At 42.2% G+C, this 9,798-nt stretch carries 8 protein-coding genes; 5 read left to right on the forward strand and 3 right to left on the reverse strand.

What is annotated here, in order from left to right; translation table 11 throughout:
• The first annotated feature begins 333 nt into the window (after positions 1 to 333).
• Positions 334 to 1,173 carry a hypothetical protein gene (locus KBF71_08275; protein MBP9878307.1) on the forward strand — a complete coding sequence of 280 codons (840 nt, stop codon included), beginning with the start codon at positions 334 to 336 and terminating at the stop codon, positions 1,171 to 1,173.
• 135 nt (positions 1,174 to 1,308) lie between these two features.
• Here the strand turns inward: KBF71_08275 and KBF71_08280 are convergent, their stop codons facing one another.
• Both KBF71_08280 and KBF71_08285 read right to left on the reverse strand, forming a co-directional pair.
• Positions 1,309 to 3,573 carry a hypothetical protein gene (locus KBF71_08280; GenBank protein MBP9878308.1) on the reverse strand — a complete coding sequence of 755 codons (2,265 nt, stop codon included), beginning with the start codon at positions 3,571 to 3,573 and terminating at the stop codon, positions 1,309 to 1,311.
• A gap of 114 nt (positions 3,574 to 3,687) precedes the next feature.
• Entirely contained in the window at positions 3,688 to 5,343 is a 1,656-nt protein-coding gene (locus KBF71_08285) for an electron transfer flavoprotein-ubiquinone oxidoreductase (GenBank protein MBP9878309.1), read from the reverse strand.
• 70 nt (positions 5,344 to 5,413) lie between these two features.
• Between KBF71_08285 and KBF71_08290 the strand changes: the two genes are divergently transcribed.
• From KBF71_08290 to KBF71_08300, 3 genes are read left to right on the forward strand one after another with little or no spacing between them, the layout of a single operon-like run.
• Positions 5,414 to 6,259, forward strand: a complete 846-nt coding sequence (locus tag KBF71_08290; GenBank protein MBP9878310.1) for a uracil-DNA glycosylase — start codon at positions 5,414 to 5,416, stop codon at positions 6,257 to 6,259.
• Positions 6,256 to 7,218: a mitochondrial fission ELM1 family protein gene (locus KBF71_08295; GenBank protein ID MBP9878311.1), complete on the forward strand. Its 963-nt coding sequence runs from the start codon at positions 6,256 to 6,258 to the stop codon at positions 7,216 to 7,218. The genes KBF71_08290 and KBF71_08295 overlap by 4 nt, the downstream gene beginning before the upstream one ends.
• A 60-nt stretch (positions 7,219 to 7,278) precedes the next feature.
• Complete coding sequence (locus tag KBF71_08300; protein ID MBP9878312.1) at positions 7,279 to 7,818, forward strand: cytochrome b; 540 nt, start codon at positions 7,279 to 7,281, stop codon at positions 7,816 to 7,818.
• Here the strand turns inward: KBF71_08300 and KBF71_08305 are convergent.
• The gene (locus KBF71_08305; protein ID MBP9878313.1) at positions 7,770 to 8,663 is read right to left on the reverse strand and encodes a lytic transglycosylase domain-containing protein; all 894 of its coding nucleotides are present in this window, start codon (positions 8,661 to 8,663) and stop codon (positions 7,770 to 7,772) included. The genes KBF71_08300 and KBF71_08305 overlap by 49 nt on opposite strands.
• Positions 8,664 to 8,759: 96 nt before the next feature.
• Here KBF71_08305 and KBF71_08310 point away from each other — a divergent pair.
• Positions 8,760 to 9,798 (forward strand): acyl-CoA dehydrogenase family protein (locus KBF71_08310; protein ID MBP9878314.1); only part of this gene is annotated, 1,039 nt, incomplete at its 3' end.

Genomic DNA, 9,798 nt, shown 5'->3' on the forward strand with positions numbered 1-9,798 from the left:
TTCTCTCACTTCGATAACTCCTTTTGCTAACCACGGCATTTTAGATCTCCCATTTTTGCCGTAAAGTTTATCAATTTTCGTTACCTATGTCCCCGCACATTCGTTACCTATGTCTCCGGTCTGTACAAACAAGTTCGGCATGACTAACTGGTTGTTGATATTTCTGGATTCCTGCCTTCCACCTACGCCAAGGCTTCGGAGCGACAGGTCGCAGGAATGACAAAAGATGGTGACCCCATTCTCATGCGCTCTTTTGTATTTGGAGTTGCGTATGAAACGTTAGGTGCGATATGATAAGCCTTAGAAACATGTAAATAACGGGGGCGCGCAACAGTGGATGAAGCACAGTATCTATTGAATCAATTAAAGCAAAAACCTTTTATACAGGTGCCTTTTCCAATTCCGAAAGATCAATTGGTAACGGCGATGGAAGCTTTTTTTGACTATCTGGCCCTGCCTGAGGATATTAAGACCCATATTGATTTTAGATTGCATCCAAAACATCGCAGAGGTGACGTTGGGTTTCGGCATCGCGATCCTGAAGATGGTCCCTATAATGACAGCAAGGATTTTTTTCATTACTACCCTGGTATTGAGAGTCGGTATGCAGATTTTATTGCAGCAAATCCTGTTGTTGAGCGCTTTTTAAAACTGGCGCAACCTATCTGGGAGGCCGCTTATGCTATTTGTGAGAAGCAACTTCTATTGCTTGATCAGTTATTTCCTGGGGCGCATCAAAGAGTTTTCGCAGCGGACGAGATACACTTGTGCCTTCGTTTTTTAAAATATAATTGGGCGGAATCATCAAAATATTTAGCAAAGCCTCATTTTGATGCGGGTTCTTTCACGCTCGCGATTGCAGAGAGTTGCTCTGGTCTTCGGATTGGAAAAGGGCCTGATGATCTGACGCCAGTGGAACATAAAGAAGACCATGCGCTTTTTATGGTCTCAAGCAATTTCCAGAAAGTGTTGGAGACGGATGAGATTGCTCCTGGCTGGCACGATGTGATTCAGCTTGATGAAACGCAGATCGGCAAACCCTTTGCGCGCTGGGCGATTGTTGCTTTTCTAGATGCTGAAAATGTTGAGGCGCTGCCTCGATCTGAGACGCATAAGCATTACATCCCAACAGAGGAAGTTGCGTCCGTCTTCGCTGACGCTACGACGAGATAAGCCGCTCCTCACCATGATGCTACGATAAAATACCAGTCATGCTGAATTTATTTCAGTATCTCTCTATAATTGCAGACAGGCCCTGAAACAAGTTCAGGGCGACTCTTTTTCTTTGACTCTCTTTGTAGGATTGCCTTACGCTTCGTCTTCAGATCCATCGCTGTCATCAGAATCATAATCTGGATCTTCAACCTTCGCAATGATGGCTTTAAGATCAGGATTTTCACCTGCAAATACAGACTTCATTGTTTCCTCAATGAAGTTGTCGAAGAAATCATTAAAGTCTGCATGGTCTGTTACAGTCTCCCCATTTTCCATCTCCACCTTATTGAATTGATAGATAAAGGTGATAAAGTGCTCAATAGAAGAGATCCATTGCTGGGGCGTTATTGCATCGAGGCTGAGCAAGAACAAAGCTTTGATAAGACTGTAATTATCACTATAAGATAATTCCATAAAATAATGACTTGCTGCTGTTGACCCAAAATGACGATGGAGAATCTCCAAGAGACTCTGTCTTAAAAAGGCAATATTACCTTGCAATAAAGGACGGGGAAGATTCATAAATCTTTCCACCATTTTTTTTGCTCTGTTTATATCTGCTGTGATGCAGACTATACTTAGAGCGGCTTTAAAAGGAGTGAGCCCGATGGGATGGTGTGGATCGTTTAATAATGGACGAATGGATTCAAAACATCTGATAAAATTTAATAACAGGGCTTCTGTTTCATGAGCAGGTGTTTTTTTTCGTTCAAAATCAACAAGCGCTGTCGCTATAAAGGAAATAACGCTTGGTTCAGTTTTAGTTTCTGAAAGAAAAGACTGTTCGATCATTTGTGTCAGAAGGGCTTGAAGACTTGCTTGTGATAATTTTGCGAGAACGGCAAGTCCATTTTTTGAAAAAGTGTTTTGAACAAACACATCTGGCTCTTGTGTAACGATATGCAGAAGTTGGTTCAAGTCTTCAGGAAAATCAGGTAATTCTTTTAGTAGATCAAGAGATCTCATCAGAAAGTAAGAAAAAAGAAAAGGTTCTTTTCTTAGTGTTTCTGATTGTGTACTGATAAATGTCTCAAAGACTTGTCTTTGAGTTTCATGTAAATGCGTCATGAGGTTAAAGAGATTCTGAGTGGTGAGTTGGCCTGCATTGAGGCTGCGTGCAAAAGCCCTCACATGTTCATGATTTGAATTGATATCGCTCTCTATATTATCAATAATATGAGATTGTAAGAGAGGCCTAAAAATAACATCCAACATTTTTCCCCAATACTGGCGTCTTTCTTTGTAATCAGGGCGCGCAGATAATTGACTTTGTAATTCTTGATAGGTTTGATTGAGCCTTCTATCGAGTTCAGTATCTTCCCTCAGAAACAAAAGAATATTATCATTATCATAAAAAAGATGGTTATGCTGATCAAGGCTAATAAATCCTCTTGCAACAGCATTATAAAAGGCATTTGTGAAATGGTGAATGTTCAGGGCTGAATCTGAATCGATGAGGATGAGCTCGCCTATCATATCAAAAGTTAGAGAGCCTTTTTGCATCAAGTGCAGACAGTTTGTGAGGCATTTAATTCCAATCGCGGCTGATTTTTGAACTTTAATCTCTCTCAAGAAAAATCGATTGAAGAGAGTAAAGGAAAAGCGAGGCAAAGAGATAATGCTTTGAGACAGGTCAGTCATTTCTCTTAGCTGTTCAGGAGTGGGGCTTTGACTCAAGAAAGCATTAGCTATTCTAGAAAAGAATGTGAGTGCACCTACCGGATCTTGAGAGACAGTTTTTAACTGCATGGATTCTTTAAATTGTGATATGCAGATGTCGATGCATCTGGCCTGGTCTTCACTAAAATTAATTGATAAAAAGCTTTTAAGGGCATCAAAGCTAATAAGATCGCATAGCTCTCTTAGATTCCTCATGGTGAGGGCTCCGCTTGATTCTACGTTTTTAGGATTATATCGAGCCATTGTGTCGAGAAGAGATTGACATTTATAAGCTTTCGTCAGATCTGGTGTTAACTTTTCTACTCTCTCGAATCTGCTGTGTAGGAGCAAGTGAAACCAAGCCTGGAGTTCTCGCAGGAACAGTATCTCGGCCGATAGATTTGTATAATCACATTGTTGAATGCGGATGACTGTGCGGCTGCCTAAAGAAACTGCGTGTAAATCAAAGGCTGCATATGCTGTTGCGACTCTTGTAAAAATGATGGAGACAGGATAATTTGAGAAAGGTTCACGGGGGATAAAGGGTGTCCAAATGCGACTTGACCTATCAGACGCTGTCATTAATCGATTTATGACTTTTGATGTTTGGGAGAGGCTCACGATGTCAGATGGTGATAAATCCTGTTGGGTAATGTGTTCTAAAATTTGACCTTGTTCAATAGTGTATAAAAAACTCATTGTATGTAGCACCCTCTATTAAGAATAAAATTAAATATAAGTGATTGAGGTTTACATGTCAATCATTTATATGAAGGTGATCATGGTAATTATCCCTGGTATTGATGAGTTAAATCACATAATTGTATAGTTTGGTCCGCCGCCGCCCTGAGGCACAGTCCAGTTGATGTTTTGCATCGGATCTTTAATATCGCAGGTTTTGCAATGAACACAGTTCTGCGCATTGATCTGAAGCCTTTTTTTGCCATCGGCTTCGGTAACAATCTCATAAACGCCTGCAGGACAATAGCGCTGTTCAGGTGCATCATACAATGGAAGATTGATTGTAATCGGATCATCTGGATCCTTTAATTGCAAGTGGCATGGCTGATCTTCCTCATGATTGGTTCCAGAGATGAATACAGAAGAGAGCTTGTCGAAGGTCAATTTACCATCAGGCTTTGGATAGGCAATGGGTTTAAATTCATCCGCAGGTCTAAGGCAGGTGTGGTCAGCGTGATTTTTGAAAGTCCAAGGCGCTCTGCCTCTGAGAATGTAAGTGTCAAGAGCGGCATAGGCAAGGCCAACCCAGAGTCCTTTATCAAAGGCTGGTCGGATGTTTCTTTCTCTATACAGCTCATCATAGAGCCAGCTTTCCTTGAATTTTGTCTCATAGGTAAGCGCTTCATTACGGGCTGTATTGGTTTCATTAGACAAATGCTCAAAGACAGCTTCAGCTGCGAGCATGCCAGATTTCATGGCTGTGTGATTGCCTTTGATCTTGGGAACGTTCAAGAAGCCAGCCGTATCACCAACAAGAACGCCACCCGGAAAAGTGAGTTTTGGCAGAGATTGAAGTCCGCCTTCACTGAGGGCTCTTGCGCCATAGGCAAGACGTTTGCCGCCTTCAAGAAGCGGCGCAATGGCAGGGTGAAGTTTAAAACGCTGCATTTCATCAAAAGGTGATAGGTAAGGGTTTTCATAATCAAGGCCAATCACGAAGCCAAAGGAGATGCGATTGTTCTCCATGTGATAGATGAAACTACCACCATAGGTCTTGCTATCAAGTGGCCAGCCGATGGTGTGTGAGACTTTACCAAGGACATGGTTCTTCGGGTTGATCTCCCAGACTTCTTTGAGGCCAATTGCATAGGTTTGCGGATCGCAGTTTTGACGAAGCTTGAACTTTTCAAAGAGTATTTTGGTCAGAGAGCCTCTGCAGCCTTCAGCAAAAATGGTTTGTTTGGCTTGCAGTTCAACACCTGGTTGAAAATGAGCCGTCTTTTCACCTTGCTTGTTAATGCCCATATCGCCTGTGGCAACGCCGATCACTTGATTTGATTCATTATAAAGAACCTCTGCCCCTGCAAAACCAGGATATATTTCAACGCCGAGGCTTTCAGCTTCACTCGCTAGGAATTTTGCAAGTTGGCAAAGGCTGATGATATAATTGCCCTTATTGTGCATTTGGGGTGGATTGGGGAGAGAAAAGATTTTGTCTTTGGTCATAAAGCCAAAGTGATCTTCAGTGACAGGACAGGTGAGGGGCGCTCCCTTTTCTTTCCAGTCGGGCATCAACTCATCAAGGGCTCTGGGTTCAAAGACAGCGCCAGAGAGAAGGTGGCCTCCGATTTCTGCAGCTTTTTCGATGAGGCAGACGGATAGATCTTTGTTGTGTGCTTTTGCCAATTTTTTCAGTTGAATAGCAGCTGATAGGCCTGAAGGGCCTCCGCCAACAATCAGCACATCAAATGCCATGACGTCTCGATCTGATCTAATGGATTGTGTCATAAAAACTCCCTGGCCTTTCCTTTGATTGTTTGTTATTGTATGAAAAAGGTCTTTATTAGGATATAAGAATTTGGTCGATACTGCTAGAAAAAATAAATTATTAGTCACCTCAGCTTTGGCTTGGATTCATGAGCAAGGTGTTGATGAAATTTGCACCGATGAACCTCTTTCCTGGATTGGGCGTCCTGCCTTTAAAGCGCCTGTTCAGAGCGAAAAGGTTGTGCAGCTTGATCCGGTTCGCTTCCAAAAGACCCAAGAAAAAGAAAGTTTTGTGGCATCAGACATATCTCCATCAATCTCTCCCACTGATGTTCAGGCGCCGCCGATTGAGACTGAGCAATATGATGTTCTACCAACAACGCATAAGAAGTTGATTGCTGAATGGGAGCAACTCGATATTCCTGCTGCGCGTACGGCGATGCATTTTGTGGCTCCTATGATGAAAACAAAGGCCAAAATTTTGATTATCGGCGAAACACCTTCAGCAGAAGAAGATCAAATGGGCGAAATCTATGCCGTGGGCGATCGAACGACTTTGCTTAAGAATATGCTGAATGCAATCTCTATGCCTTGGGATGATTGTGCTTTTGCTTATTTGATTCCGTGGCGGCCTCCGGGGAATCGGGAGCCATCATTGGCTGAAATTAAGGCATCTCTGCCTTATTTGCTTCGCTTTATTGAAATGGTGAAGCCTCAGTCGATTCTTTTGCTCGGCGGCATTGTGGGCAGAGCCCTGCTGGGTAAGGAAGAAGCGATCTCTAAGCTCATTGGTCCATGCTATTCTTTTTCAGAAGCTCAGATCTCCACTTATGTGATTCATAATTTGCAAACACTTTTGGCAACGCCTTTTTATAAAAAGCAAGCCTGGCAAGCTCTGTTGAAGTTATCACAGGCTTTGAAGGCGGAAAAGAAATGAGCTCATCAGAATCAAAGAGGTGCTGGATTATTGCTGACAATAAGGCTGGCATGATTAATCAAGCCATTGGCCTTGCTGAAGCTTTGGGTTATCCTTTTGAGATTAAAACAAATGGGCTTAAATGGCCTTGGAATTTGCTGACTCCCTTTGTTCGCTTGCCTTATTCATTCTGTCAATCCGAGGGAACAGATGAGCTAAAGCCTCCATGGCCAGATGTGATTATTACTTGTGGGCGGCAGAGTATTTTGCCAGCGCTGTGGGTTAAGAAGATGAGCAAGGATAAGGCTTTTCTGATTAAAATTCAAAATCCTCAAATCTCCCTATCTCTGTTTGATCTTGTTGTTACGCCTCAGCATGATTTGATCACGGGATCAAATGTGATTCAAACAATTGGATCACTTCACCGTGTGACAAATGATGTATTGGACAAAGCAAGACTTGAGTGGTCAGAGACATTTAAGGATCTGCCAAAGCCCATTTTTTCAGTCATTATCGGAGGCAATTCAAAGCATTATGAGATGACGCCTGACAAAACAGAGCAATTTATGTCAGATCTTGTTACGTTAGCAAAGAAGAAGGGCGGATCTCTTTGTGTAACCGTTTCACGCCGGACTCCTGATTTTGCAAGGAGCATCATTGCAGAAAAGATCAAATCTGTGCCGCACTTTTTTTATGAGGGAGAGGGGCCGAATCCCTATTTTGCTTTGATGGCTTTTGGCGATTTTCTCTTTGTGACTGAGGATAGTGTGTCAATGGTGAGTGAGGCCTTGAGTACAGGAAAGCCAACCTATCTTTTACCACTTGAATCAAAGGGCTCAAACAAATTTAAAAGATTTCATGATGCTGTTTATAAGGCTGGATTGGCGAGGCCATTCACAGGTACGATTGAGGTCTATGATTATAAGCCTCTTTACGAGACCAAAGAGATCGCTGAGCGGATAAAAGCCTCTTTGAGGTGACGTCACTTTTCTTGACATGATCTCAAATCAGAGGTCAAATAAAAAGAAAAAGGAAAAGAGATGTCTATAAAAAATACAGGAAAATCATTTGGATCGCTTGCAAGATTCTTTCACTGGCTCATCGTTTTGCTGATTATCGGATCATTTGGCACAATGATCACTGTCGACGAATTACCAGAACAAAGCAGTTGGGTTGGGGTCCTTTATAATTACCATAAATCAATTGGTGTAACCATTTTGGCTCTTGTTGTATTTCGTTTGTTGTGGCGTTTGATGAATGTGGTTCCAAAGCCAGCCGCCGGTCTGCCAAAATGGCAAATTGCAGCAGCTCATGCAGCTCATTACTTCTTGTATTTTGCGATGTTTGCTTTGCCGATCTCAGGTCTGATCTTCAATAAATACCCAATTGAGTTCTATTATCTATTCCAGATCCAGCCGCTTGAAACACCTTTTTTGCCTGATGTGAAAAAGTTGATCAAAGAATTTCACGAAACATTTGCTTGGATCGTGTTAGGTGTGATCGGGGCTCATGTTGGTGCTGCATTATGGCATCATTTTGTGCGTAAAGATAACACATTGAGACGCATGATTTCTGGATAGAATTTTTCAACAATATTTTCTGCAGCTCTGAGAGAGACCTCCCCTAAAGTGCGGAGGTCTTTCATTTCCTGCGCTTGCAGTGATGTATTGGCAGGTCGAAGTCGCATATCAACAGCTTTACGTTGCTTTGGTGTATAGGTTGTTTCAGCCATTTGCTGTGCAAGAGGAGCTGGTTTAGCACCCGCCGTTTGTGTTTGATTGTGTGTGAATTTCTTTTGGATGCTTGCATAAATGGCACCAAGTGATTTTTCATTGCCATTATTGTCATGGAAGAGTTTGTAATTTGTTTGAGAGGCTTTTGGAAAGTGAGTGGCTGCCGATTGTCCTGATCCATTTTTGAGTTCTTTCAAAAAGCGCACAGCACCATTTGGGCCAAGAAGATGGCAGAAATAAAGATCTGTGTCGGTGACATTGCGGTGAAGTTTTGATTGCAAGTAGGCTTTGTTTTCTTGAGAATATTTTGCAGCCATAAATGCAGAAAGCTGAGGGTTCTTTTTTAAATTGAGGATTTCTTGCTTATCTGCAGGATTGCTCACAACATATTTGCCATCACTTGCTTTAAAAATTTTATTCGCAAAGCCTGAGAGGCCGCATTCGTGTCCGTGATTATGAACCATCTGAAGCCATGTCTGGTCAACAAATTGGTAAAGGCCTTCGGCTGAGGATGTTTTGCATTTGGCAGTTGCATTGCAATCACTTTCGATGGCAGCTTTTTTCATCAGGTAGGAAAAATTGACACCTGTTTTATGACTAGCGGCTAAAATTGCCGATTGAATTTCTGCTTTAGCCGGTTGAGACAGGCTCTTCGTTGCAGCCATATTCATTTGGTTTCTTTGTATAGTCATTGTATTTTCCTATTTTGATTACATCGAATTCAGAGTATGATACTTGTAGGTTAGATGCAATTACTGTGCCACAGTTTTTAAAAAAGGAAAATAAACATGCCAAGCCCTTTTATTCCTGCTGAAAAAAAAATATTTTTCCAATTGAAAGCAATTGGAGATCTTGAGACGATTCTCTCGTATGCCTCCTTTTCTGATTATTCAGCGGATTTGATTCAATCTGTTTTATCAGCAGCAAGTGAATTTGCACGCGATGTTTTGGCTCCTTTAAATTTGATGGGGCATTTGACAGAGGCTCATTACGACAATGGTGTGGTAACGCAGCCAGCTGGCTTTAAAGAAGCTTACCAAATGTTTGTTCAAAATGGCTGGAACACATTGCCTTTTCCAGTTGATAAGGGCGGCCAAGGATTGCCATGGCTTGTGGCTTTCGCGATTCAAGAGCTGTGGCAATCAGCCAATATGTCCTTTGCACTTTGTCCTGTTTTGAATCAAGGAGCCATTGAATTGATGGTGAGTCATGCCTCGAAAGACTTGCAGGCAAAATTCTTGCCAAAGCTTATGACGGGTGAATGGACAGGGACCATGAATTTGACAGAGCCTCAGGCGGGATCAGACGTTGGTGCTGTAAAAACACAAGCAGTGAAAGAAGGTGATCATTACCGTATCAAGGGACAAAAAATATTTATTTCATATGGTGAGCATAGTTTAACAGAAAATATTATCCATATGGTTTTGGGGCGTATGCCAAATGCAGCGCCTGGCACAAAAGGCCTTTCTCTCTTTCTTGTGCCAAAGTTCTTGGTCAATGAGGCAGGGCAATGTACTGAGCGTAATGAGATTCACTGTATGGCTATTGAAAAGAAAATGGGTCTTCATTGCTCGCCTACAGCTGTTCTTTCTTATGGTGATGATAAAGGCGCCATTGGTTATTTGATGGGTGAAGAAGGACAGGGTATCTCACTTATGTTTGTGATGATGAACAACGCAAGAATCTCTGTGGGATTGCAAGGCATCGGTATTGCAGAGCGTGCTTATCAACAGGCTTTAGATTACGCTAAGACTCGTATTCAAGGAAAATCTGCGAAGGATCCGAAAGGACCATCTGTGCCGATTATTGATCATATTGATGTACGCC

The organism is Alphaproteobacteria bacterium, from assembly GCA_018063245.1.
Classification (GTDB): Bacteria; Pseudomonadota; Alphaproteobacteria; order JAGPBS01; family JAGPBS01; genus JAGPBS01.

Excerpts from the sequence above, each read along its gene's own strand:
- KBF71_08280 (MBP9878308.1), bottom strand. The coding sequence starts at position 3,573 with ATGAGTTTTTTATACACTATTGAACAAGGTCAAATTTTAGAACACATT.
- KBF71_08295 (MBP9878311.1), top strand. The coding sequence starts at position 6,256 with ATGAGCTCATCAGAATCAAAGAGGTGCTGGATTATTGCTGACAATAAG.
- KBF71_08285 (MBP9878309.1), bottom strand. The coding sequence starts at position 5,343 with ATGACACAATCCATTAGATCAGATCGAGACGTCATGGCATTTGATGTG.
- KBF71_08300 (MBP9878312.1), top strand. The coding sequence starts at position 7,279 with ATGTCTATAAAAAATACAGGAAAATCATTTGGATCGCTTGCAAGATTC.
- KBF71_08305 (MBP9878313.1), bottom strand. The coding sequence starts at position 8,663 with ATGACTATACAAAGAAACCAAATGAATATGGCTGCAACGAAGAGCCTG.